This window comes from Salinisphaera sp. SPP-AMP-43 (assembly GCF_049568105.1).
Classification (GTDB): domain Bacteria; phylum Pseudomonadota; class Gammaproteobacteria; order Nevskiales; family Salinisphaeraceae; genus Salinisphaera.
Genome location: NZ_CP145335.1, coordinates 3,469,531 through 3,493,531, shown reverse-complemented (window position 1 = coordinate 3,493,531; position 24,001 = coordinate 3,469,531). Strand labels below are relative to the sequence as shown.

24 protein-coding genes are annotated in these 24,001 nt (G+C 62.6%); 13 read left to right on the top strand and 11 right to left on the bottom strand.

What is annotated here, in order from left to right; all coding sequences use genetic code 11:
- Position 1: 1 nt before the first annotated feature.
- From rpmJ to rplQ, 6 genes are all read left to right on the top strand, one after another.
- Positions 2 to 118, top strand: a complete 117-nt coding sequence (gene rpmJ, locus V5738_RS14995) for a 50S ribosomal protein L36 (RefSeq protein ID WP_006913650.1) — start codon at positions 2 to 4, stop codon at positions 116 to 118.
- A gap of 113 nt (positions 119 to 231) precedes the next feature.
- A complete protein-coding gene (gene rpsM / locus V5738_RS14990) occupies positions 232 to 588 on the top strand; it encodes a 30S ribosomal protein S13 (protein ID WP_423821625.1) in 357 nt (118 codons plus the stop codon).
- Between the two features lie 36 nt (positions 589 to 624).
- On the top strand, positions 625 to 1,029 hold the full coding sequence (rpsK, locus tag V5738_RS14985; RefSeq protein ID WP_423821624.1) for a 30S ribosomal protein S11: 405 nt from the start codon (positions 625 to 627) through the stop codon (positions 1,027 to 1,029).
- 28 nt (positions 1,030 to 1,057) lie between these two features.
- Positions 1,058 to 1,681 (top strand): 30S ribosomal protein S4, encoded by a 624-nt coding sequence (rpsD, locus tag V5738_RS14980; protein WP_423821623.1) that lies wholly within the window; start codon positions 1,058 to 1,060, stop codon positions 1,679 to 1,681.
- 40 nt (positions 1,682 to 1,721) lie between these two features.
- The gene (locus tag V5738_RS14975) at positions 1,722 to 2,708 is read left to right on the top strand and encodes a DNA-directed RNA polymerase subunit alpha (protein WP_423821622.1); all 987 of its coding nucleotides are present in this window, start codon (positions 1,722 to 1,724) and stop codon (positions 2,706 to 2,708) included.
- A 53-nt stretch (positions 2,709 to 2,761) separates the two neighbouring features.
- The gene (rplQ, locus tag V5738_RS14970) at positions 2,762 to 3,148 is read left to right on the top strand and encodes a 50S ribosomal protein L17 (protein ID WP_423821621.1); all 387 of its coding nucleotides are present in this window, start codon (positions 2,762 to 2,764) and stop codon (positions 3,146 to 3,148) included.
- Between the two features lie 351 nt (positions 3,149 to 3,499).
- Here rplQ and V5738_RS14965 read toward each other — a convergent pair whose 3' ends face one another.
- The 3 genes from V5738_RS14965 to V5738_RS14955 all read right to left on the bottom strand — a co-directional run bounded on the left by V5738_RS14965 (position 3,500) and on the right by V5738_RS14955 (position 6,066).
- The gene (locus V5738_RS14965) at positions 3,500 to 4,291 is read right to left on the bottom strand and encodes a symmetrical bis(5'-nucleosyl)-tetraphosphatase (RefSeq protein WP_423821620.1); all 792 of its coding nucleotides are present in this window, start codon (positions 4,289 to 4,291) and stop codon (positions 3,500 to 3,502) included.
- A gap of 69 nt (positions 4,292 to 4,360) precedes the next feature.
- Entirely contained in the window at positions 4,361 to 5,914 is a 1,554-nt protein-coding gene (locus tag V5738_RS14960; protein ID WP_423821619.1) for a hypothetical protein, read from the bottom strand.
- On the bottom strand, positions 5,914 to 6,066 hold the full coding sequence (locus V5738_RS14955) for a hypothetical protein (RefSeq protein ID WP_423821618.1): 153 nt from the start codon (positions 6,064 to 6,066) through the stop codon (positions 5,914 to 5,916). Before V5738_RS14955 ends, V5738_RS14960 begins: the two co-directional genes overlap by 1 nt.
- 153 nt (positions 6,067 to 6,219) lie before the next feature.
- Between V5738_RS14955 and V5738_RS14950 the strand changes: the two genes are divergently transcribed.
- A complete protein-coding gene (locus V5738_RS14950) occupies positions 6,220 to 7,674 on the top strand; it encodes a hypothetical protein (protein ID WP_423821617.1) in 1,455 nt (484 codons plus the stop codon).
- Between the two features lie 358 nt (positions 7,675 to 8,032).
- Here the strand turns inward: V5738_RS14950 and rsmA are convergent, their stop codons facing one another.
- The 4 genes from rsmA to V5738_RS14930 are packed head-to-tail and all read right to left on the bottom strand — an operon-like array spanning position 8,033 to position 13,457.
- Positions 8,033 to 8,821: a 16S rRNA (adenine(1518)-N(6)/adenine(1519)-N(6))-dimethyltransferase RsmA gene (rsmA, locus tag V5738_RS14945; protein ID WP_423821616.1), complete on the bottom strand. Its 789-nt coding sequence runs from the start codon at positions 8,819 to 8,821 to the stop codon at positions 8,033 to 8,035.
- Positions 8,811 to 9,809: a 4-hydroxythreonine-4-phosphate dehydrogenase PdxA gene (gene pdxA, locus V5738_RS14940; RefSeq protein WP_423821615.1), complete on the bottom strand. Its 999-nt coding sequence runs from the start codon at positions 9,807 to 9,809 to the stop codon at positions 8,811 to 8,813. Before pdxA ends, rsmA begins: the two co-directional genes overlap by 11 nt.
- A gap of 10 nt (positions 9,810 to 9,819) precedes the next feature.
- Positions 9,820 to 11,256: a peptidylprolyl isomerase gene (locus V5738_RS14935; RefSeq protein ID WP_423821614.1), complete on the bottom strand. Its 1,437-nt coding sequence runs from the start codon at positions 11,254 to 11,256 to the stop codon at positions 9,820 to 9,822.
- Complete coding sequence (locus V5738_RS14930; protein WP_423821613.1) at positions 11,253 to 13,457, bottom strand: LPS-assembly protein LptD; 2,205 nt, start codon at positions 13,455 to 13,457, stop codon at positions 11,253 to 11,255. Before V5738_RS14930 ends, V5738_RS14935 begins: the two co-directional genes overlap by 4 nt.
- Before the next feature lie 308 nt (positions 13,458 to 13,765).
- On the opposite strand from V5738_RS14930, the gene V5738_RS14925 reads away from it, so the two are divergent.
- The 4 genes from V5738_RS14925 (at position 13,766) to V5738_RS14910 (ending at position 17,030) form a co-directional block, all read left to right on the top strand.
- A complete protein-coding gene (locus V5738_RS14925) occupies positions 13,766 to 14,752 on the top strand; it encodes an aminoglycoside phosphotransferase family protein (protein ID WP_423821612.1) in 987 nt (328 codons plus the stop codon).
- Positions 14,749 to 15,441, top strand: a complete 693-nt coding sequence (gene murU, locus V5738_RS14920) for an N-acetylmuramate alpha-1-phosphate uridylyltransferase MurU (RefSeq protein ID WP_423821611.1) — start codon at positions 14,749 to 14,751, stop codon at positions 15,439 to 15,441. Before V5738_RS14925 ends, murU begins: the two co-directional genes overlap by 4 nt.
- Before the next feature lie 111 nt (positions 15,442 to 15,552).
- Entirely contained in the window at positions 15,553 to 16,065 is a 513-nt protein-coding gene (locus V5738_RS14915; RefSeq protein ID WP_423821610.1) for a hypothetical protein, read from the top strand.
- A complete protein-coding gene (locus V5738_RS14910) occupies positions 16,065 to 17,030 on the top strand; it encodes an OmpA family protein (protein ID WP_423821609.1) in 966 nt (321 codons plus the stop codon). The genes V5738_RS14915 and V5738_RS14910 overlap by 1 nt, the downstream gene beginning before the upstream one ends.
- A 392-nt stretch (positions 17,031 to 17,422) precedes the next feature.
- On the opposite strand, the gene lexA is transcribed toward V5738_RS14910, so the two are convergent.
- Complete coding sequence (gene lexA, locus V5738_RS14905) at positions 17,423 to 18,040, bottom strand: transcriptional repressor LexA (protein WP_423821608.1); 618 nt, start codon at positions 18,038 to 18,040, stop codon at positions 17,423 to 17,425.
- Positions 18,041 to 18,234: 194 nt separating this feature from the next.
- Here lexA and V5738_RS14900 point away from each other — a divergent pair, with 194 nt between their 5' ends.
- The gene (locus V5738_RS14900; protein ID WP_423821607.1) at positions 18,235 to 18,813 is read left to right on the top strand and encodes a hypothetical protein; all 579 of its coding nucleotides are present in this window, start codon (positions 18,235 to 18,237) and stop codon (positions 18,811 to 18,813) included.
- Between the two features lie 290 nt (positions 18,814 to 19,103).
- Here the strand turns inward: V5738_RS14900 and folE2 are convergent, their stop codons facing one another.
- Positions 19,104 to 19,964 carry a GTP cyclohydrolase FolE2 gene (gene folE2 / locus V5738_RS14895; RefSeq protein WP_423821606.1) on the bottom strand — a complete coding sequence of 287 codons (861 nt, stop codon included), beginning with the start codon at positions 19,962 to 19,964 and terminating at the stop codon, positions 19,104 to 19,106.
- A gap of 346 nt (positions 19,965 to 20,310) precedes the next feature.
- Positions 20,311 to 20,652 (bottom strand): histidine triad nucleotide-binding protein, encoded by a 342-nt coding sequence (locus V5738_RS14890; RefSeq protein WP_423821605.1) that lies wholly within the window; start codon positions 20,650 to 20,652, stop codon positions 20,311 to 20,313.
- A gap of 141 nt (positions 20,653 to 20,793) precedes the next feature.
- Between V5738_RS14890 and V5738_RS14885 the strand changes: the two genes are divergently transcribed.
- Positions 20,794 to 22,806: an SDR family oxidoreductase gene (locus V5738_RS14885; RefSeq protein WP_423821604.1), complete on the top strand. Its 2,013-nt coding sequence runs from the start codon at positions 20,794 to 20,796 to the stop codon at positions 22,804 to 22,806.
- Positions 22,807 to 22,865: 59 nt separating this feature from the next.
- Here the strand turns inward: V5738_RS14885 and V5738_RS14880 are convergent, their stop codons facing one another.
- On the bottom strand, positions 22,866 to 23,942 hold the full coding sequence (locus V5738_RS14880) for a 3-deoxy-7-phosphoheptulonate synthase (protein ID WP_423821603.1): 1,077 nt from the start codon (positions 23,940 to 23,942) through the stop codon (positions 22,866 to 22,868).
- Positions 23,943 to 24,001 lie beyond the last annotated feature (59 nt).

Genomic DNA, 24,001 nt, shown 5'->3' with positions numbered 1-24,001 from the left:
GATGAAAGTTAGAGCATCGGTCAAGAAAATTTGCCGCAACTGCAAGGTCATCCGCCGTAACGGTGCGGTGATGGTGATCTGCTCGACGGACCCAAGGCATAAACAGCGCCAAGGTTAGTCCGCGCGGTATTGTCAAAGTCGTTTTTTAAAGATAAGATGGCGGGCTTTTCCGGCGTCGTTCGCGCTTTTTAGCGAACGCGTCCTGCACCCGCGAGCTGGGAGTTCAATCAAATGGCGCGAATCGCTGGAGTCAATCTCCCGATCAACAAGCATGCCGCAATTGCGCTGACGTCGCTGTATGGCGTGGGTCATACCCGCGCTCGTGAGATTTGCAAGGCCGCCGGTGTTGCCACCGATACTCGGGTCCGCGATCTCACCGAAGGTGAAGTCGAGGCGCTGCGGGCTGAAGTTCAGCAGCACACCATTGAAGGTGATCTGCGTCGTGAAGTATCCATGAACATCAAGCGTTTGATGGATCTAGGCTGCTATCGCGGCGTGCGGCACCGTCGTGGTTTGCCGGTCCGCGGTCAGCGTACGAAAACCAACTCGCGGACCCGGAAGGGCCCGCGCCGCCCGATCCGCCGCTAGTAGCGTTCTTCGCGAGATTACAGGTAGATAGACATTATGGCGACAGGTACGTCCACCTCGAATACCCGCAGCCGCAAGGCGCGTGCACGTCGGAACGTGACCGATGGCATCGCATTCGTGTATGCCACGTTCAACAATACCATCATTACGATCTCCGATCGGCAGGGCAATGTGCTGTCCTGGTGCACCTCGGGAACCTGCGGTTTCAAGGGCTCGCGCAAGAGCACGCCGTTTGCCGCGCAGGTCGCAGCCGAGCGCGCTGGCGAAGGCGCATCGCAGTACGGGGTCAAAAATCTCGAAGTGCGCGTTAAAGGCCCGGGTCCGGGCCGTGAGGCAGCCGTGCGCTCGCTTAATGGCTCGGGTTTCAAAGTGACGAGCATCATCGATGTCACCCCGATCCCGCATAACGGCTGTCGTCCGCCGAAGAAGCGCCGCGTCTAGCGCGCCTCAGCGAAAAAGGTAACGAATCATGGCGAAATACACGGGTCCCAAGTGCAAGCTTTCGCGTCGCGCTGGCACCGACCTGCTGCTTAAGGGTCGCGGCCGCTCGCTGGAAGGCAAGTGCAAAATTGATACGCCGCCGGGTGCGCAAGGCACGCAGCGTCGTCAGCGTCTTTCAGACTATGCCCTCCAGCTGCGGGAAAAGCAAAAACTGCGGCATATGTATGGCGTGCTGGAAAACCAGTTCCGCAACTACTATAAGAAGGCGGCCAGCCAGAAGGGCGCGACCGGCGTAGTTCTGTTGCAGCTTCTGGAGTCGCGCCTCGATAACGTCGTCTATCGGATGGGCTTTGCTGCTACCCGCGCAGAAGCGCGGCAGCTGGTCAATCATAAGGCGATCGCGGTCAATGATCGCATGGTCAACATCCCGTCCTATCAGGTTGGGGTAGGCGATGTCGTTGCGATCCGCAACAAGGCCAAGCAGCAGAACCGTATCCTGGAATCGATCCAGGTAGCCTCGCAGCTTGGTTTTGGTGACTGGCTAGAAGTCGACGAAAAAGGCCTCAAGGGGACTTACAAGTCGATTCCGGATCGCGATCAGGTATTGCCCGATATCAACGAAAACTTGGTCGTCGAGCTTTACTCGAAGTAAACGTAGGCCGCGCTGCATTCGCAGCTAGAGGTATTTGCATATGCAGTCCAATGATTTGCTGAAGCCGCGCCTGGTCGAGGTCGAGCGCGTGAGCGACCGACGTGCCAAGATCTCGCTCGAGCCGCTCGAGCGGGGCTATGGGCATACGCTTGGCAACGCAATCCGCCGGATTCTGCTGTCGTCCATCCCGGGCGCAGCGATCACGGAAGTCTCGATCGATGGTGTGCTGCATGAGTACACCACGGTCGACGGCATGCAGGAAGACGTCATCGACGTCTTGTTGAATCTGAAAAATGTCGCCGTGCGCATGCATGAGCGCGACGAGGCCGAGTTGCACCTTCACAAGTCCGGTGCTGGGGCGGTGACTGCCGGTGACATCACGACCGATCACGATGTCGAGATTGTCAACCCGGATTTGGTGATCGCGCATCTGACCACCGGCGAATTGCGCATGAGCATGAAAGTGCGCAAAGGGCGTGGTTACCAGGCAGCCCAAAGCAAGTCCGAGCCGGGTGAAGAAGATACCGGTGCGAGTGAAATCGGCGCCTTGCGCCTGGACGCATCGTTCTCGCCGATTCGTCGGGTGAGCTATTCGGTCGATCGGGCTCGTGTTGAGCAGCGCACCGACCTGGATAAGCTGATTCTGGATATCGAGACCAACGGCAGTGTCGAACCGCAGGATGCGGTCCGGACCGCCGCTGGCACGCTCTACGATCAGCTGTCGGTGTTTGTGGACCTCGAAGCTCGTGAAGAATCGTCGCGCAAAGGCGATTCGGGTACGATCGATCCGACGTTGCTCAAGCCGATCGAGGATCTCGAACTCACAGTGCGTTCGACCAACTGCCTAAAAGCAGAAGACATCCACTATGTGGGTGATCTGGTCCAGCGGACCGAGACCGAGTTGATGCGTACGCCGAATCTCGGTAAGAAGTCGCTGACCGAGATCAGCGAAGTGCTGGCCGAGCACAATCTCAAGCTGGGTATGACGGTCGAGAACTGGCCGCCGGCAGAACTCGAAAAAGCCTGAAGACCCGGGCCTTCTGGTCACGGTCGTCGTCCGTTCGCTAAGGAATTATCGTTATGCGTCATCGCAAGAGCGGCAGCAACCTGGGGCGTGAGTCCTCGCATCGCGCTGCCATGCTGAAAAATCTGTCTGCGTCGCTGTTCAAGGAAGAGCTGATCCGTACGACGTTGCCGCGCGCCAAAGAGTTGCGTCGGGTCGCGGAGCCGCTAATCACGCTGTCCAAGACTGACAGCGTCGCCAATCGTCGTCTGGCTTTCGCGCGCCTGCGCGATAAGGAAGCTGTCGGCAAGTTGTTCGGTGAACTCGGCAACCGGTATTCGAACCGGCCGGGCGGCTATCTACGTATTCTCAAGTGCGGTTACCGGCCGGGCGACAATGCGCCGATGGCGTTTGTCGAGCTCGTGGATCGGCCCGCGGTCGAGGGCGACGAAGACGAGGATTGATAGCCCGCATAGGGCGATCGATTGCTTGATCGATAAAGGCCGGCTCTCTTGGAGTCGGCCTTTTTTTATGCGTGCCATGGATGAGCGAGCGCAGCGATGAATGGCGGCAGGGGCGCGTTCTTGGTGAGCAGCTGGCTCAATTAGAACCAACCGAAGGCGCATGCAGGCCGCGTGCGGCCGTTGAGCGGTCTAACCAGGCGGGCGCGGGTATTGCCGTTGTCGGCATCGGTGGTTCACAGCGCGCGTCGCGCTATGGCCGTCCAAGCAGCGAGCGCTGTACGAAAGGCGTTGCAGGTCATCGGTTTGGATAGACCGGGAGCGCCGTGGCGCAGAGCGCTCGGCGGCGCCAGCTCAGGCTTGTACCGGATCGGGCGCGACCTGGATCAGCTCGGGTGTGTCGCGGGTCAAATCGAGGGCGGTCAACGGCCCGCCCCAGGCCGCGCCGGTATCGATGCCCCAGACGTTGTGATCCGGCCATGCGATGTGCTCGAGGGCCGACCAGTGTCCGAAGACGATGCGCGAGTCCGCGTTGACGCGTCCGCGGGCACGGAACCAGGGCACGAGACCGTCCGGTGCTTCGGCCAGGGTTTTTTTATAGGTCATGTCGAGCCGCTGGGCAGGGGCGACGAAGCGCAGTCGCGTCAATGCATTGGCAATGAAGCGTAGTCGCTCGATGCCTTCGAGCGCCGGGGACCATTGATCTGGCGTGTTGCCGTACAAAGCGTGCAGGAAACTGCCGTAGTCGGGACCGCGCAGGGCCTGTTCCAGCTCGCGTGCATGGGTGAGTGCTTCCGCGACGTGCCAGTTCGGCGGTAGGCCAGCATGTACCATCGTCCAGCCGAGCGCGGGATCACTATGCATCAGCGGCCGATGACGCAGCCATTCGAGTAGTTCGGGACTGTCTTCGGCGCCCAGAAAACGGCGTAGATCGGCCGACGCCTGCTGTTCGGCATCGGGGCGACAGGCCAGAGCCAACAGACTGAGGTCGTGATTGCCGAGTACCGTAACGGCCCGATCGCCGAGATCACGAACCCGGCGGACCACGTTGAGCGAGTCGGGGCCGCGATTGACCAGGTCGCCGACGAACCAGAGCTGTTCTATCGGGCCTCGCTCGGCCAGGCGCTCGAGGAGGGTATCCAGCATGTGCCGGGCCCCGTGAATATCGCCGATCGCATAAATACTCAAGATAGCGCAGGAATAGGAATGGCGTGCTCAGTCTGCCGATTGTGGGCGCGGGCGGCCAGTAGCTCGGGTTGATGTCGGCCGGCGGTCGTAGATCAACGCATCTCGATCCCGATAGCGCAGGCGATAGTCGGGCGCGGCATTCAGCACGGGGATCAGCGGTGCACCCTGGGGCAGTAGGACGGTCTCGATTCGCCAGCGTTGAAACAGTTCGCGCCAGCCGCGCCGGTACTGATAGGCATGAAACCAGCGCATGACGAACGGTTCTGGGTACATATCGAAGCGGGTATCGATGAATACCCGTCGGCCCGGGATATAGGCCCGTGCGCAGCTGCCAGCGGTTTCGCTGGAAAACCAACGGGTGTCGGGTGGATAGTGACGGTCGAAGTAGGTCAGTGCCGGACGCAGTGCGGCGCAACGGGCAAGCCGCGCCGAGCCCGCGGTCGACGGCGCCCCCACGGTGGTGATGGCCACAGCAACCGCGGCAAAGGCCAGCAGACAGGCGCGCTGGGCGCCGGCGCTGTTCAGGCGCGACAGGGCGCGTCGGATCGATGCCGGTGTCAGTTCTAGGCCAGCGTGTTGGAACAATACCGGTGTGGCCAGCACATAGAACAGCCCGGCCCAGACTACGAATCGCATCGAGCCGAGCGCCATGATCGAAAAGGCCACCACATGACTGGCTTCGGCGATATCGACGATCCGGCGATAACGTACCAATAGCCAAACGAATACACCCAGCATCACGGCCCCGACGATCATATAAGGGTTGCTGGGATCAGGCGGCATCAGCTCGTGAATATGCGCATTCATCTGGCTTTTCAGCGAAAGCTCGGTGATATAGGCATACAGCGTCCAGCCATAGGGGTTTACGCCGGTCGCCAACAGTGCAACCGCCATCAGCCCGAGGTACTGTGTAAAGGGGCCGTTGGACGTTTGGCGATGGCCGGACAGGCGATGCGCGAGATCGCCTATGGCGAACAGCAGTAGCGACAGCAGGCCGAGAGTAAAGCCGAGATGTGTGTTCGCCCAGAAGGCATAAATCAGCGCGATGGCAGCGATAGCCCAGGGGAAGGGGAGCTCCCGGGAGCGCAGTTTCTGTACGACAAGAAACTGGGCCAATAAGGCCAGATTGCTGGCCAGCATTGGGCGCAGGCCGAGATTGGTGCTGACCGGCAGCAACACTAGTGCCCCGATCGTGCAGCTCCAGAGCGGATGGACGCCGCGGCGCCGTTGATACCAAGCCGGCACCAGGACATACATCGCGATGCCGAGCAGGCCCACGGCCATCACGCTGGCCGAGCGGCCGAGCGTGGTATACAGCGGCGCCGAGAGGGCTTCGAACAGCCACTGATACAGTACCCAGGGCTGGCGAGGATGCGTCCACGACCACAGATCGTAGCGGGGCAGGCCGTGGGCCCAGATGGCTTGTCCGGTGCGATACAGCCAGGGCCAATCCGCGGTCAGGGCGCCAATCTGCATATGTGAAGCAAACAGCCAGATGCTCGGTACGGCCAGTCCGAACGAAACGACCACGAGCGTAACGACAACGCCGACTCGGTATGCAGGCGTGTCGGAACCGCCCATCACGGTTGCTGCCAGAAGTGGCGGCTGCGACTATAAGTCGCTGGGGGATAATCCGGAATGCCATTGCGCTCGCGATACCGGTGTCCAATGCTGGCCCGATCCGTGAACACGAGCAGCCAGCGCGGGCGCACAATGACATCAACACAGATCATGACCGCAGATTCCGTAATATCGAGCGTGGAGCGAGATCATCGTTCGATCGCGCCGGGTGACAGCCTATCCCGGCCGACGAACAATGCGACGAGGACGCCAGTGTGCCACGGGCATCGGTGCCGCACGGGATGCCAGGGCGCCCGATCGCATCCATGACGAGCGGTTCGCAGCGGCGACGGCGCCTGGCCGGGGCCAGTGTGCTCGCCATCGCGGGGCTGTTGGCCGCCGTCTACTTCGGCTATGGCGCCCGTGATCGCGCGCTGGACCAGGCTGCGGATCAGGCCCGAGGGGCGCTGACGGCAGGTCTGGATGACCAAGCCCGCCGTGGGCGGCTCCAGGCGCGCGTGGCTCGCTGGATCGAGGCGCCAGACGTCGATGCCGTCTATCTGACCGTTACCGGCCCAGACGGGCGACTCCTGGCTTCGGCCGGGCGTTGGTCGCACTGGTTGGATGGTCGGGTGTCCTCGGCCGCAGCCGAGCGATGGCGGGCCCGACTTTATCGCAGCCTATGCGCAGAAGGACGACGGTCGTTCGTTCGCGCACCCGATAGCAGGCCGGCGACCCTACGGCTGGGCGTGTCCTGGTGGCACGTTCTGCTGGGCGCCGGCTTTTCATTCTGGTTGGCGGTGGTACTGGGTGTTCTGGGCCTTGGCCTGGCCGCGATAGAGCGTGTCCAGGCCAGTGGCACGGACGATTCGGGAGACGACCGGATGACGTCGTCGACCGATCGTCTATCCCGGCGTTGGTCTGCAATCTGGCGCGCGTTGGCCAAGCGAATGGGCGAGCGGCCGGTCCGGCGCCCTACCACCGCGGCCACAGGGCGATCGGCCGGTGAGTTCGAACCGATCGGGCGCCGGGTCGATACGCCGCCAGCGGCGGTCTCGGCGTCCGAGCCTGCCGCGGTCGATACCGAGGCGGTGCCACCGGTTGAGCCGCCGCCCGTGCCGGGTGCCCCCGAGAGCGTCGAGCCGGAAACCGTAGCGCCTGTGCCCGATGACGACGCGGCGGTGCCGGAGCCGATGTTCCGATTCTTACCACTCTGGCGCGGCGCGGCCGGTGGCCTGCTGGCCGGCGCCTTTGTCACGCTAGCGCGGCCGGATGCGCATGCCGAATCGCCGTGGATCAGTATCGAACAGCTGGCCGACTCGAGTCGCGATCAGGCCGAGCAAAGCGCACTAACGCGCTGGCTGGCCCAGCGTCTGGCGACCTTCCAGGCCAACTGGCAGGCACTGGAGTTGCCTCGTATTCCGCTATTCGTGGTGGTGCCGCCCGCGTTGTTCGACTTTGATGGCGCACAGCAGACTTGGGAACACGCGTTGCAAGGTTTCGAGCAGGCAGCCGAGGATCTCGTGCTCTGTGTCGAGCATTTGCCGGAGACGATGCGACGTAGCCTGCCGGTACGCTGGGCCGTGGTCGAACACCGGCCGGACCAGCCTGAGCGCTATCGATTGGTTCTGCAGGACTCCGTGGACTCGGCCCGGGTGGGAGAAGTCGATACCATTCGGCTGCCCAAGCCCGATGCCCCCGCTACGGGCTCGGCGCAACAGCCGCTGGCGCCGCGCGAATTCGCCCGCCTGCTCGGCGAGCGCGAACTTGCCCCGCTTTAAAAGCGGTTTATCCAACCCCTATGTTTAAGGGCAGCGCTATCTATGAGCCGCTCTAGCTGAGCGATTTGTCTCGTCGGCGGTGAAGTGCGGCTCGCACAGACTATAGGCCGGCCGCGCACGGTGCCCATCAAGTACTGCTCGAATGCGTTTCCGGGGTGTGTTGCCGCAACGACTCGTTCGGTTGGCGCTGGCTGGGTTGCTCGAACGGCGTGATCTGGTCTCGAGCTGCGCCTGGGCTCAATGATGAGGACAACCTTGCACCCTGCTCGCCAGTCGTCGGCTCCGGTGGCGACGACCCCGAACGATGCGCGGGGCGGCCGCGCTATAGCGCCGCTCATACGGGCCGCGGTCGGCCGAGTCAGGCCCGATCGGCTCGAGTGGCGGCCGCCTGATTGGCGAGTTGTGCGAATTCGGCAGCGGACAGGCGTTCGGCCCGCTCGCCGGGAGCAACTCCGCAGGCTTCGATATCCTCGGCCGACAGATAGGGTTTGAGCGCATTGCGCAGCGTTTTGCGGCGCTGGCCGAAGGCCGCCGCGACGACCTGGTCGAACATCGCATTGTCGTCGATCGTAAAGGCCGGCGGCCGCGGTCGCAGGCGAACCACCGACGACATCACCTTGGGCGGTGGATTGAAGGCGCCGGGGCCGACGTCGAACAACAGATTCGCCTCGGCCCGAGCGGCGATCGCCACGCTCAAGCGCCCGTAGTCACGGCTGCCTGGAGGCGCAACCATGCGATCCACGACTTCCTTTTGCAGCATGAAATGCATGTCGAGAATCGGTGCACCGCTCCCGAGCAGGGCGAACAGCAGCGGCGAAGAAATATTGTAGGGCAGGTTGCCGACCAGGCGCAGCGTGCCGCCACGGCGTTCGGCCAGCTGCTGATAGTCGATTTTCAGTGCGTCCCCGGGAATCACCTCGAGTTGCGGCGTGTTCGCCGCGCGCGCTTCCAGCGCGGCGATCAGGTCGCGGTCGATTTCGACGACCGACAGCCGTTCGAGGCGAGCCAACAACGGATCGGTAAGCGCGCCCTGGCCGGGGCCGATTTCGACCATCCGATCCGTGGCGGCCGGATCGAGTGCGGCCAGAATCCGATCGATCACGCCGCGTTCGTGCAGGAAATGCTGGCCGAAGCGTTTACGCGCCATGCTCGGCCTGTGCCATGTCGGCAGCGATCTTGAGAGCGGCCTCGAGACTGCCGGTATTGACGTGCTCGGTGCCGGCCAGGGCCAGTGCGGTACCGTGATCGACCGAGGTCCGTACGATCGGCAGCCCCAGGCTGACATTGACCGTGCGCGAGAAACCGAGATGCTTGATCACCGGCAGGCCCTGGTCGTGATACATGGCCAGTACGGCGTCGGCGTCGGCCAGCCGGTCCGGGGTGAACAGGGTGTCTGCTGGCAGTGGGCCGATCGCATCGATACCGCGCTCGCGGGCGGCCTCGATCGCCGGCGCGATGGTGTCGATCTCTTCGCGGCCGAGATAGCCGGCCTCACCGGCGTGTGGGTTCAGCCCGGCTACGAGGATTCGCGGGCGATCGAGACCAAAGCGTGCGATCAGCTGTTGATGGATCGTGTCTATGCATTGTCCGAGTTCATCGAAGCGGATCGCCCCCGGGACCTCGGATAGTGGCATATGCACCGTCGCCAGACAGACCCGGAGGCTGGCGTCGTCGGTGGTTAGCATCATCACTGGCGGCTGACTATCGCAGCGCGCTGCGAGATAACCGGTATGGCCGGAGAAACGATGGCCAGCCTGATTGATCACGGCCTTGTGGACCGGGCCCGTGACCAGCGCAGCAGCGACGCCGGCTTGGCACTGGTCGACGGCGCGATCCAGCGTGGCCAGGACGTAGTCGGCATTGCGGGCATCGAGTACCCCGGCCTGGGCGGTCGCCGGCATGGCGACCGGGTCGATCGCGAGCGTGCCGGCGGCCTGGACGCGGGGGGCCGCGCTGTAATCGACCGACTCGAGCGTGAGCGCCAAGCCGAGGGCATGCGCGCGCTCGCGCAGCAGATCGGGATCGGCCACGGCCACGATTTCGGCGCCGTGCGCATGTTGAGCGATCCGGACCGCCAGATCCGGCCCAATGCCGGCCGGTTCACCGGGCGTCAGCAGCAGACGGGGAATGCCCATTCAGGCCGGCCTACGAGCCGGGGCTGCCCGGCGTGGGCTGATAGTTGGGCAGACGAATATCGACATAGGCTTCGTCGCGCAGTTTGCGCAGCCAGAGATCGCCCTGTTCGCTGGCGCGCTTGCGGCCGAGCGTGTCGCGAACCTTGTTGCGCTTGGCTTCCTGGGTTTCATCGCGTTGCCGTTCGCCGAGCAGCTTGATGATCTCGTAGCCGTCGTCGGTCTGGAAGATGCGGCTGATCTCGCCTTGGCTGAGGCTTTTGATATTGCGCTGGGTCTCGGGCGATACCCGATTCAGCGGAATCCAGCCAACATCGCCGCCCTGATTAGCCGTGCCTTTGTCGTCAGAATACTCGCGCGCCAAGTTGGCGAAATCGTCGCCGGCCACCAGCCGCTGACGGATCTGCTGGGCTAGATCGCGGGTCTGGGCATCGCTGCGGATTTCGGTCGGCTTGAGGATGATATGCCGGATATGGGCCTCGGTGACCATGACCTTGTCTTGGTCCTCTTGCTGAGGACTGCTGCCGCGCTCGTCTTCGAGTTTGATCAGGTACATGCCGTTGGGGCCACGAAATACATCGCTGGTCTGGCCGGATTTCAGTTCGGCCAGCGCGCTCTCGAAACTGTCGGGCAACTCGTCACCAGACACCCAACCCATATCACCGCCATCGGCGGCGTGCGGGCCGTCGGAGACCGATCGAGCCACGTCGGCAAAGCGGGTTTGGCCGCTGGCGATCTGCTGACGCAGGGTTTCCAGTCGGTCGCGGGCGACCCCGACGGTGGTCGTTTCAGCGTCGGTCGGCAGCGCCAGTTCGATCTGACGCAGGTGGTATTCATGGTCGCGCGAAAATCGCAGCGACTGATTCTGCAGATACCGGTCGACGTCCTGGTCGGAAATCGAGACCTTGCCCATGACTTCGCTCTGGCGAACTTTGGAGATCTTGATCTCTTCGCGAACATGCTCGCGCAGATCGGACATGTTCATGCCGCTCTGCGCGACAGCTTGGGAAAATTGCTGCAGGTTCATGCCGTTGCGCTGGGCGATTCGTCCCAGTCCCTGTTGCAGTTCCTGCTGCGAAACTTTAATGCCGTCGCGGTCGGCCTGCTGGATCTGCAGCTGGCGCATGATCAATTGGTCGAGCACCTGGGAGCGCAGCACGTTAGGCGGCGCCTGGCCGATCGGGCTGTTGTTGCGCTGTTTGACCTGGGCGACGGCCGCGTCGAGTTCGCTTTTGAGGACCACGCTGTCGTTGACCACAGCCACGATCTTGTCCAGCGATTGAGTCGGGCGCGACTGGCTGGGGGCGGTACCCAGTGAAAAGTCGCCCAGTCCCTGGTTGCTGCTCTGTCCGCCGACTTGGCTACCCAGTTGCTGGGCCGTCGCCGTCGAAACCAGAGCGGCGAGCAGGAAAAGACTGACAACCAGACGAAGTATTACAGGATATCTCATGGCGAACGGATCGTATCAAAGGTATCGGTCGAGCGCCCTCGCGGCGTGGCACTGAACACATTGCGGTCGACGAACGACGAGACGCTATCTCCGAAGCGCCCGAGTCCGCGCAGCACGAATTGGAACAGGACCGCCGAATCCTGACTGCCGTCGTCGTTCGAGACATAGCGACGATAGGCCATACGCACCGAGTAGCAGCACGACGGCCGGTATTCCACGCCGGCGAGCGTCTCGACATTTTGATCGTGTTTGAGCGAATAGTTCCATCGGCCGACGAAGTCGAGGCTGTCGCCGATCGGCGCACGAATACCCAGCGCGGCCTGGGACAGCGTCTCGTACTGGCCGGGGATCAGCGTGGTCTGGGTATCGTCGCCGTGGCCGTTGATGTCGCGGGCCGGGCGGAAATCCCGGTAGTAGCGATAGCCCAGGTCCAGCTGATAGCTGTCGCGGCGGCCGATAGTAGTGGTCGCCACTGCCCGGTCGATGCGCGAATCGTTGGGATCGTACTGGAGGGTCGCCTGGCTGGAGAACATGTCGCTAGGCGAAAAACTCATGCCGGCGACATAGTCGGAGCCGTGATCGTCATAGCCGGTCACGCCGCTGTTGGGCAGATCCACCCGCAGATCGCGAAAGCTGGTCACGCGGCCGAGTTCAAGCCGGGCCACGGTACGCCCGGTATTCGGCGAGACGAACCGCGAACTCACGCCTAGCGTGATCTGGTTGGCGTCGCCGATGCGATCGGCCCCGATGTAGCGGTTGTTGGCGAACAGCTGGTCGTAGTCGAGGGTCGCGCTGCCGGAGTCGAAGATCGGAATATCGGATTGATCCTGATAGCCGACCAGCAGGTACTGCATACGCGGTTCGAGAGTCTGGATCCAGCCGTTGTCGAGCGTGCGCGAAAACCGCAGCCCGGCATCGGCTTCGAAACTCGGAATCTCGCGATTGATCGAATCCTGATCCGGATGCACGTACAGATCGTCCTCGGTGGCCTCCAGATCGGTCAAATCGTAGTGAGTCAGCCGGTAGGCCGCTTCGCTGTTGGCGAACCAGCCGCCGTGGTCGACGCCCCAGACGATGCGCGGGCGCAGCTCGGTGCGATAGGCGTCGACGCTGCGGTCGCGTCGGAAATTGGTGAACTGGGCATCGACCCCGGCCTGAAACGGCGCGGTCGGCGTCAGCAGCTGTAGCGTGGCCTGTGGCATGCGGCTATAGGGCTCGTTGCCATAGCGTCCGCCCAGGCCGGTGAAATCGTCGTCCAGCGACTGGAAGTCCTGGGCCAGCAGCGAAAACTTGACGCCCGGCTGGACTGCATCAAGTTCGAAGCTGCGATCGAGGTTCGATGTCGAAGTATGGCCGAGATCGTTGGACAGATCGTCGAAATAATCGACGTCGGACACGCGGGTGTAATTGGCCAGGATGCCGACATGCTCGTTCAATTGCCCGACGTGCTCGAAATGCAGCAGGTCGCGTTCGTCGCCGTAATCGTAGTCGTAGGGCAGCACCTGGCCATCGAGCTCGCCCTTGTGATGCTTGGTGAGATAACGGAACTGGCCGCCCAGCTGGAAGCCGCGCTTGGCCATGATGTGCGGCACGATCGTCGCATCATAGTTCGGCGCCAGATTGATGTAGTAGGGCGCTGCAACCTCGAATCCCGTGTCGCTGGAGGTGCCGAGGGTCGGGGCCAGCAGGCCACTGTGGCGCTGATCGTCGATCGGGAAATTGATATACGGCGTATACAACACCGGTACGCCGTAGATCTTCATCGTGGCGTCGCGGGCCACGCCGCGCCCGGTTTGGCGGTTGAGATCGATCCGTCGGGCCGACAACAGCCAAGCCTTGGTCGGGCCCGAGCAGGTGCTGTAATCGGCGTCGACCAGTCGATACTGGTTATCGGCTAGCGAACTCACCTGGCCGGCCTGGCCACGCGCGCCGTTACCCATCACCGAATAATGGGTGTCGTCGAACTGGCCGGTACGCTGGTCGACATTCACACGGGCCTTGTCGGCGGTCAGGTACAGCCCTTCGCGTAGATACTTGATGCCGCCGTGGGCTGAGGCCTCGGAGGTCTTGCGGTTGTAGCTGACGTACGGGGCCTCCAGGGTCTGGCCCTTGTATTCCAGATGCACATGCCCCTTGGCGGTCGCGATCTCGTCGGCCAGATTGGCCTGATCGGCGACCAAGGTAGACGTATCGCCGTTCACGGGTAGACTCAGCGGCGGCGGCGCGATTGGACAACCCTGGCTGCTCGATGCCGCAGCCAGCGCCGTCGGGGTATACAGGAGCGCGCCGGACAAGGCGCAGCCAAGGACGCCGACACGTCGCGCGCTATGCAGTTTGAAATGGATCACGGCGGAATGTCACACCCATTAGCACCGGCTGATGCACCGACGCGCAAGCACGCGGCCAGCGCGGGCCGAAGTTGTTGTATTCGCAAGCGATGCCCCTTTGGCCTGCGATTATGCGCACCGCAGCGCGTGGCCGCAACGCGCAGCACTCTCGGGGAAACGCTATGAACGCGCATGATGAACGTTTTCAACAGCTCGTGGCGTGGCTTAGCGCGCGTCTCGGCGGTGCTCTGGAATGGTCTACGGTATCGGCCGATGCCAGCCGGCGACGCTATTTCCGCGCCCGGCGGGGCGAGGCCAGTTGGATCGCCGTGGATGCGCCGCCGGAATCCGAAAACACTTTGGCATTCGTGGCCGTGGCTTCGCTGCTTGAGCAGGCAGGGCTGAACGCGCCTTCGGTGCTCGACTATGACGCCGAGCACGGGTTCATGTGCCTGACCGACCTGGGTGATCGAACCTATCTGAGCGTTCTGGATGAGGACAATGCCGATGCACTGTTCGGCGCTGCGATCGGGGCGCTGCTTGATTGGCAGTCGGCCAGTCGGCCGGGTGTGCTGCCGGACTATGACCGCGCTACGTTCGCCCGCGAAATGCAGCTGTTCTGCGACTGGTACCTGCCGGTCGAGCTCGATTACACCCCGAACCGGCGCGAGTCTGCGCGTATTGAAAGCGCATTCGCCTTTCTGCTCGACCGGATCGAGGCGCAGCCGCAGGTTTATGTGCATCGCGACTTCATGCCGCGCAATCTGATGGTCGCCCATCCGTTGCCCGGCATTCTCGACTTCCAGGATGCGCGTTATGGGCCGGCGACCTACGATGTGGCGAGTCTGTTCCGCGATGCCTTCATCAGCTGGCCGGTGTCCCGCATCGACGGATGGGTACGCCATTACTGGGACGGCGCGCTCGGTCGCGAACTGCCGGTTGCAGGCGACTGGCAGACCTTTTGCGACGATTTGGCTCTGACCGGGGCCCAGCGCCATCTCAAGATCCTCGGCCTGTTCGTGCGCATCGCCCGCCGCGACGGCAAGCCACGCTATGCCACCGACCTGGACCGGTTCATTGGTTATCTCCGACCGGTGGTCGAGGGTTTCGATGAGTTGGCGCCGCTCGTGCCCTATCTGGATCGACCCGAGGCAATAGGCACACCATGAAAGCGATGATTCTTGCGGCTGGACGGGGTGAACGGCTGCGCCCGTTGACTGATCGCACCCCCAAACCCTTGATCGACGTCGGGGGCCAACCGTTGATCGGCCATCATCTGCGAGCCTTGGCTGCGGCAGGTTTTTACGACGTGGTGATCAATGTCGCCTATCGGGCGGAACAGATCGAGGCGGCGCTCGGCGATGGGCGACGTTACGGCGTGCGGATCGTCTACAGCCGTGAAACCCCGGGGGAGCTGGATACCGGCGGTGGTATCGCTCATGCCTTGCCTGTGCTGGGCCCAGCGCCGTTTCTGGTGATCAGCTCGGATGTGGTCAGCGATATCGATTATGGGGCCGTGGCCCAGCGCCGAGCCGGGGCTGAAGCGCATCTGGTGTTGGTCGACAACCCCCCGCACCATCCTCGCGGCGACTTCGGGCTGCGCGGCGATACGATCGTCGAAACGCCTCCGCGGCTGACGTATGCCGGGGTGGGCGTGTTTGCACCGCATTGGTTCGCCGGACGGGATACGCCACGTTTTGCGTTGGCCACGGTGCTGCGCGAGGCGATCACCGCGGACCGGGCCAGCGGTGAGCATCATCGCGGTCGCTGGATCGATGTCGGCCGACCGAGTGCGCTGGCCGCTGCCCGCCAGGGCCTACGCGATGCCGGTGCGGGCGGGGCAACGCCGCAGGTATGAGTCGCCCGAGACAGTCGTTTTTAGTGTTGTGCCAAAGCGCTGCTAGAATCGCGACTTGGTTTATCCGTGGTCGGAAACAACCACGGACTGTATCGAACAGGGAGAACCCGAATGTCGGCCACTGACCCTCGCATGTGCCGGCGCCTGATCGTGGGCTTGGCGATCGTGGGCGCGATTGTCATGAGCGGCTGCGCCAGCCAGCGGGCCGCGCGCCCGGACTTGCCGGACGACAGTGTGCTCGATCCGGCCACCCAGGCGCTCGACAAGGCCGTTGCGGCCCACGCCGACCAGTTCGCACCGCGAATCGTCGACAGTGCGCGACGCCATTTGACCGTGGCCCGCGACATTCTGTTTTCTGCGGCCGAGGTCGATCGGCCGTTGACCGATGCCGAGGACGATCGAATTCAGACCTTGGTCGAGCAAGCGCGCTTGGATGCTCGGGCGGCTCTGGTCAAAACCCAGGCGGGCGCGGTCGGGCAGAAGCTCGATCAGCTACAGGGCCGGGGGAGCGATCAGAACAGCAGCGCGGCCGGAGGGGCATCGTCTTCGCTGGGCGGTGCTCGCCAACAGCGATCAGGTCTATCGCCGCTCGGCTCGGGCAATAACACGCTAGGGGGCATGTAGTGCTTCGTTTGATCTTCGCTGCGACACTGACTGTCGCGCTGTTCGGGTTCGCCGGCTGTGCGGCGTTCGATTCGGACTCGGTGCCGCCACGACCGTCGCTGACGGGGATGCAGGCCGAAAACGTCGCTTGGCGCGATGCGGTCCATCGTAGCCGCCACGGCGGCTTGCCGACTTTCGAGCCGCTGTCGGACGCCGAGGATGCAGTGCAGGCCGCCGAGGCACAAAAGCGCATCGACGAGTTCGATGCGAAATCGTTATCGCAGGCCAAGCAGGCGCTCAAACAGGCTCAGGACGATTGGCAGGCGATTGCCGAAGATGACGATCGCAGCGACCAGGCGCTGGCCAAAGTTGCCACCGAGGCCAATCGCGCCGAACGCCTGGCCCAGATCGCCCAGTACACCGCCCAGCGCGAGATCGGGCTGGAGCAGTTGGGTCAGCTACAGGCGCAACAGCAACAGCAACAGCGCCAGCCAGGGTTGAGCGGTGGCAGTGCGGCAGGCGGCGGCCAGTTGGTCGGTCGGCGTGTCGTGCCAGAGATGCTGGGTAGCTTGCAGTTCGAGCCTGGGACTGCGCGTCTGACCGAAGGATCGCACTCGGTCATCGATCGGCTGGCGAAACTGATGGCTGCGCATCCCAAGCGGGGGCTTGCGATCTTTGGCTTTAGCAGCAGCAGCGAACCGCCGGCCCAGCAGCTCAAGGCGTTCGTGAATGCCAACCCGCAGCTCCAGAAGCAGGATCTGGGCCATGATCAGCAGGTCCAGGCCTACCACAAGGGGTTGTCTGAGGCACGGGCCCGCGATGTAGCCCAACTGCTGGTTCAGGCCGGCGTCGATCCGCATCGACTCGGTGCGCGCGGCATGGGCGCAAGCCACCCGGTGGCGACCAACGACACGGCCGCGGGACGGCGTCAGAACGATCGTGCCGAAGCGGTTGTCGTGCCGTTGAACCGAAACGGCGGCGGGTAAGAGATGAGCCACGGGCCGTGCTTCTGGGCGCGGGCCGCTGCCGGCGCAAGAGCATGGGCCCTTGGTGTCGAGCGCACGGACTGGAGTGCCTTGCTCGCTCGCAGAGCGCGTTCGGCGTGCCCGCCGTACGTACCCGATAAGACGGGGCCTGAAGGGCCTGAACCGCCGAAAGCTGAGGCTTGCTTATCGGCTATGAGTGTACGGGCTGGGCTCGTGGGTACCGTTATCTGATGGTGACTGCCCCGGCTGAGGATCGTCGTCTTGCCGGCGTGGTAGCGGCCGGCTCAAAAGCGCTGCTGCGATCGGTATTGCCAGGGCATTGCCAGGGCATAGCCAGGGCATAGCCGGTAGCATGGGCTGCGAATCACGGGTATGGCGTTGTAGAGGCCGAGTCAGACCGAGCGGATCACGCCAACCGCTAATCCTTCCAATGCAAGGGTGTCGCGGTTGGGATCGATCCGGATATCTTCATAAGCCGGGTTTTCGGCTTGTAGCCGAATGCCGTGTTCGTCCTGCTGGAAGCGTTTGACGGTGACTTCATCGTCGATCCGAAAAACACCGATCTGGCCGTTGCGGACTTCGCCGCCCGCCCGAACGCCAAGCAAGTCGCCGTCGAGAATACCTACGCCGGTCATGCTGTTGCCGCGCACGGTAAGCAGATAGTCGGCCGGTGCTGAAAACAGCTCCGGCGAAATATGCACGCGCCGTTCGACGTTTTCGACCGCCAGTACCGGTGCCCCGGCAGCCACGCGACCGATCACCGCCAGACCCTGTTCCTGTTCGTTGGCGGCTTCGTTCTGATCGAGCAATCGAATCCCGCGGCTGCGCCGCGACCCCAGCTCGATGACCCCTTTGCGCGCCAGCGTGCGCAGATGCGCCTGGGCCGCATTGGCCGACGCAAATCCAAGCGCCCGGGCGATTTCAGCCCGCGTTGGCGGCGCACCGGTGCGGGTCTGCGTATCCCGAATGAAATCGTAGACCCGTTGTTGTTTCGCGGTCAGTGTCGTCATGCTGTAAATATATTCAGTATTGCGTCCTGCGTAAACCATGACCGGTCCAGACGCGAATAGGTCACTACTGCCGTATCGGCGTCATTTTGGCTGTTGCAACGCAACATACTTATGCATAATAAGCATTCGGGTGGTCGCTCATAAATCTATAGACCGGGCGATCGGTGACGGCAGAGTTTTCGGAGGGCCGAATCATGGTGATCCAGAATATTGCATCGAATGTCCGCCAGCGTATCGATATGACCAGCCAGATGTATCGGGGGCTCTGGCATACCTGTCGCGATACGCAGCGCCAGGCCATGACCATAGTGGCGCGCAACAGCCGGTCGGTGGCCAACACCGAAGTCGGTGCGGCCAAGAACATCTACACATCGGCACGGGCGGCCTTTCAAAGAGCCAAAAACGATGGTTTGAAGAAGGTGGCGAAACGGCCCAGTCGATACGTACCTGCGGGCCGCAAACAAATGCGCGCGGCCTATCGTGCGACGCTGAGTTTGCTCAACAAGACGCGAACTGAGTTGACGGAGGTTGCGATCGGCGGCTACCAGCGCATGTCGGCCCAGCTTGCGGCCGGTCCGGAGGGCTTGGCGCTACCGGCTTCGAACCGTGGGCGCGGCCGCGGTCGGGTGAAGAAATCCGGCGCTCGTGGCCGGAAAGCGCCGCGGGCGAACTCGAAAAACCGACCGGTGGCCGGAAAATCGCGTGCTTCAAGAACCACGGTCTCCAGTGCTGCGACCCGACCTGATAACCCGCCCACCTCGACGGACAGCTAGTCGCGGCTGCCCCGTATTTCCCCGGTATGGGCATGATCGGGAGATGCCGGGCAGCCGGGAATTTGGCGGCTATGCGGATTAGGAATTGGACGGTGGCCGCAGTCGCTCCAACAGGGCCATCGTTCATGGGGGCGCGGTCTAAAACAGAGGCCGCCCATATACATGTCGGCTGTTCAGCGCATATCGGCTCGGCATGACAGAGGTCGCGGAACTAAAGGGTACGCATCGCACGATGCCGGGTAGGGCCGGCACAGCATGCGCTGCGATATGCGGATTCCGGATGGACTTTTTTAGACGGCGGGGTGTGCCTTGTCGTGTTCGATCATGGCGTAGGCAGAATGGTTATGGATCGACTCGAAATTCTCGGATTCCACTCGATAGCGAAGAAACCGGTCGTCGTCGTTCAGCCGTGTGGCGATGTCCCGAACGACATCCTCGACGAACTTGGGGTTTTCGTAAGCGCGTTCAGTAACGGCTTTTTCGTCGATTCGCTTGAGGATCCCAAACAGTTCGCAGGAGCCTTCGGACTCGGCGATGTCGATCAGCTCTTCGGCCCAGAAAAATTCGTCGGCCTTGACCCGAATGGTGATCAAGGAACGCTGGTTGTGGGCCCCGTAGTCGGAGATGTCCTTCGAACAAGGGCAGAGCGTGGTCACCGGCACCTTGACCTCGACCTGCATCTCGGTCCGGCCGTCGACGCGGTCACCGATGAAGGTTACTTCATAGTCCATGACGCCTTTTTCACCAGTGACCGGGGCATACTTGTCGATGAAGTAGGGAAAGGTCATCTCGATATGGCCGTTGTCGGACTCGAGACGGTCGGTCATTTCGCCGAGCATGGCCTTGAACGATTCCAGGGTGATCTGGTGTTCATGGGCGTTGAGAATCTCGACGAAGCGCGACATATGGGTGCCCTTAAACTCATGGGGCAGGTTGACGTACATGCCGAAGGTGGCAATCGTCGATTGATTGCCGCCGATGCGCTGGGCGATCGAGACTGGGTGCCGAATATCGCAGATTCCGACCTTATTGATCGCGAGGTTGCGCGGATCGGGCCGGCCTTGAACGTCTTCGATCTCGCGGGAAACAGCTGGGTCCGAGGCGGATGTGTCGGGCGAGTCGGCGTTGTCTGATTTGGCGGTCGTGCTCATCAGAATTCGTTGCTTTGAGGAAGGAACGGCGTGCCTTCGGCTGGACAATCAGACCGAGGGGCGGCACGGCGCCGGCGGCATGCGCGGCATTTTTCACTCGGAAACAATAAAGCCGTTGGCAAAAAATACAAGTCCGAGGCGCGAACGGCGATGGCCACCAAGCCGGGGCCAAGCACTGCCTGACTGCGTGTGCGACGTCAGCAGCTCGGTCCTACGGGGCAGGTGCTGTTGGGTCGCCGTTCTGCGTCGTTGCGCACCGCCACACGGTGACGGTGCGGCGGACGCGACGTCTCGGCTCGTTGCGCGCCCGCGCCTGGCGTACGCGCGTTGGGGTTGCCGGCCGGTTCTAGCCTGGCGGCCACTCGAATGCACGGCCACCCAGTACATGCAGATGCAGATGGAACACACTCTGGCCAACAGCTTCGCCGTTGTTCATCACCAGACGGAATGCGTCGCCGTAGCCTTGGTCGCGGGCGACCCGGCGTGCGACCAGCATCAGGTGCCCCAGCAGGGCCTGGTCGCTGTCGGCGGCGTTGACCAGCTTGTCGATCGGTTTTTTCGGGATCACCAACACATGCAGCGGCGCCTGTGGGTTGACGTCACGAAAAGCCAGGCAGTGATCGTCTTCATGGACGATGTCGGCCTCGATCTCGCGGTTGATGATCTTGCTAAAGATAGTATCGCTCATGGTTTACCAGCGCGTGGGGCTGAACGGTTATTCTGTCAGATCGCAGGCGGGCTGCGGGACCGGGGGCGGTCCCGGCCGATTCGGCCTCGCGTAAAATCGTCGAAAACAATACGGCGCCGGCTGCAAAGAGAGCAATAAGAGATGAAATACCTGGTGACCGGCGCGACCGGTTTTATTGGACGTTTCCTGGTTGAGCGGCTGTTGGCGCGTCGGGCGAGTACGGTCTATGTGCTAATGCGTCGAGCCAGTGTCGCGAAGCTGGATGCGCTGCGCGAGGCCCTGGGGGCTGATGAAACGAATCTGATCCCGGTCTGGGGCGATATCACGCGCCCGGGGGTGATCGACGAGGCAGCCAAGGCGCAATTGGCCGGCACTATCGATCATGTCTTTCATCTGGCCGCGGTTTACGACATGAACATGACCGACGCCCAGGCCGACCGGGTCAATAATGGCGGAACGGCGAACATGGTTGCCTTGGCTGCTGCACTGGCGACCGAAAACAAGCGCAAACCGCTGTTCCACCACATGTCGTCGGTCGCGATCGCCGGTGCGGATTACGACGGTGTGTTCACCGACAACATGTTCGATGTGGGGCAGACGCTGTCGCATCCCTACTACCGGACCAAGTTCCAGTCGGAAGCGATCGTGCGCGAGCGTGCGACCGTGCCCTGGCGGATCTATCGGCCCGGCATGGTGGTTGGGCATTCCGAGACCGGGGAAATGGACAAGGCTGACGGGCCGTATTATTTCTTCCCGGCGATCAAGGCGCTGCGCGACCGTCTGCCGAAGTGGCTGCCGCTGCTCGGCCTCGAGGGCGGGCGCATGCCGATCGCGCCGGTGGACTACGTGGTTTCGGCCATGGTGCATATTGCCCACAAGCGCTCCGGCAACGGCCAGGCCTATTTCTTGGTCCAGCCGGACCCGCCGACCGCCGGCGAGATGCTTAAGATCTTCGTCCGGGCGGCGCACGGCCCGGACGTGATCCGCAATCTGCCGAGCCAGGAATGGCCGGCCGATGTCGAACGCCAGTTCAAGCGCATCGCCAGCCGACTGCCGATGGCGCGCTGGCTGGAAAAACAGGTTTCGCGCAAGCTCGGCGTGCCGCTGTCGATTCTGGGCTATGTCAACAATCGGGCGATCTTCGACGATGTGAATACCCGCGCGGCGCTGGCCGGAAGTGGCATCAAATGCCCGAGGCTGGTCGATTACGCCGAAACGCTATGGCGTTACTGGGAGCTGCACATCGATTGCCATGTTGATGTGCCGGCAACGCTAGTACGCCGGGTGTCCGGCCGCGTGGTGGTGATTACCGGGGCATCCAGCGGTATCGGCTTCATGGCAGCTAAAAAGCTGGCCTATGCCGGGGCCACGGTCTGTATGATTGCGCGCAATCCCGAGCGGCTCGAAGAAACTCGGGCGATCATCGAGCATATGGGCGGGCGGGCCTTTGCCTATTCCTGCGATCTGTCGAAGCTGGAAGCGATCGACGACTGCACGAATCAAATCCTGCGCGATCACCATCACGTCGATATTCTGATCAACAATGCCGGCCACTCGATTCGTCGCTCGGTGTTCGAATCGCTGTCGCGCTTTCATGATTTCGAGCGCACCATGCAGCTCAATTATTTCGGCGCGCTGCGAATGATCTTCAATCTGCTGCCGTCGATGGCCAAGCGCCGTTCGGGGCATATCATCAACATCTCGTCGATCGGGGTGCTGACCAATGCGCCGCGCTTTTCGGCCTATGTGGCCTCGAAAGCCGCGCTGGATGCGTTTTCGCGGTGTCTGTCGCCGGAAGTCGCCTCGCGCAATATCGATCTGACTACGATCTATATGCCGCTGGTCCGAACGCCGATGATCGCGCCGACCAAGCTCTACGACTATGTGCCAGCGCTGACGCCCGAGCAGGCTGCGGATATGATCGTGACCGCGATCATCGATCGGCCGAAAAGTATTGCCTCACCGCTGGGCACCACGGCCCAGATCAGCTATGCGATGTGGCCCAAGGTCAACGACTTTGTCCTGCACAAGGCTTTCCACATGTTCCCGTCGTCGAAGGCGGCCCGCGGCTATTCCGCGCGTAGCGAGGCGCAGGTCAAACCGGATGTTAAGGCGCGCCTGTTGGCGGCACTATTGCCTGGGCCTTACTGGTAGCCCATAAAAAAGGCCGCCCCGAGGGCGGCCTTTTTTATGGCGGTTGCATGGGCCGCGTATCAGTCGTCGTCGCTGGTGGCCAGGTCGCGGCGCTCGGCGACCGCATGGGCAAGCTCACCGAGCAAGGTTTCGGTGTCGTCCCAGCCTAGGCAAGCATCGGTAATCGACACCCCATAGTCGGGGGCGATGCCGGGCACGAGTTTCTGATTACCCTCGAACAGATGCGATTCGATCATCACGCCGAAGATCGCACGGCTGCCGGCTGCGATTTGGCCGGCCACATCATCGCCGACTTCCAGCTGTTTTTTGTACTGCTTGCGGCTGTTGGCGTGCGAGAAATCGATCATCACCCGCGGCGGCAAATTGGCCTGGCCCAGCTGGGCGACCGCACCGGCGACCGAGTCGGCGTCGTAGTTTGGACCATTGTTGCCACCGCGCAGAATCAGATGGGTATCGGCATTGCCGGCAGTGGCAAAGATCGCGGACTGGCCTTTTTTGGTCAGCGATAGGAAGTGGTGGGGGTGCTGGGCTGCGCCCACTGCATCGACCGCGATCTTGATCGAGCCGCCGGTGCCGTTTTTGAAGCCGACCGGGCAGGACAGGCCCGAGGCCAGTTCGCGATGGCCTTGGGATTCGGTGGTCCGGGCGCCGATCGCGCCCCAGGAGACCAGATCGGCCAGGTACTGCGGAGTGATCAGGTCGAGAAATTCGACCCCGGCCGGCACGCCCTGGTCGGCCAGGCGCGACAGCAGGCTGCGCGCCGAACGCACGCCCTTGTTGATCTTGAACGAGTCATCCAGATCCGGGTCGTTGATCAAGCCTTTCCAGCCGACGGTCGTGCGCGGTTTTTCGAAGTAGACGCGCATCAGGATCAACAGATCGTCGGCATATTGCGCACGGACCGCCTTGAGTTTTTCTGCGTATTCCAGAGCGGCATCGACATCGTGAATCGAACAGGGGCCGACGACCACCACCAGCCGGTCGTCCTCGCCGGCCAGAATGCGCTCGATCGCGACACGGGTGTCGTGCACGGTCGTCGAGGCGGCATCCGAGACCGGTAGTTCGGCGACCAGCGCCTCCGGCGAAATCAGTTCCTGGATACCTTTGATACGGAGGTTGTCGGTTTCGTGTTTCATGGGGTCACGCGCGGCAGACGACATCATAATTTTAAGCCTCGCGAGTCTAGCAGACCTGA